Genomic DNA, 372 nt, shown 5'->3' with positions numbered 1-372 from the left:
AATTTTTGCCAAATTCTTTTAGGGGTTCGTTTAATTGATTATTTTTTAATTTTGTGTTATAATCTATCTTATCAAGGTTAGATAAAGGTCGTTTATCTGTAAAAAGGGCATCGCCGAACGTCTTGTCGCTTTCCCTTGTTGCTTCATAGCTTGTTATAATCCAATTATTTTTTCCTTTTCCTTTCCATCCATTAGATAAGCCTAGTTTGTAAATTTTACCTTCAAAATTAGCCCAAATTGTATTAGTATTATTATTTTTTACAATCTTACCATTTTTTATAATTTTTTCAATTAAATTTAAATCAAAATTAGGGTGCTTATCTAAAATGTGGGCCAATCCATAGCCTGTATATTTGTCTTTATCTAAAATCT

Annotated in this window: 1 pseudogene; it reads right to left on the bottom strand. The window is 28.0% G+C overall.

The annotated features are described in order from the left end of the window. Window positions 1-337 (bottom strand): annotated as a pseudogene (locus tag FMM58_RS08610) (hypothetical protein); the annotation flags it as partial. Between the last annotated feature and the right edge of the window lie 35 nt (window positions 338-372).

Source organism: Campylobacter sp. LR291e (assembly GCF_008633915.1).
In the GTDB taxonomy this organism is placed as follows: domain Bacteria; phylum Campylobacterota; class Campylobacteria; order Campylobacterales; family Campylobacteraceae; genus Campylobacter_D.
The sequence above is the reverse complement of the archived record's forward strand: the minus strand, read 5'-3'. Positions and strand labels throughout refer to the sequence as shown.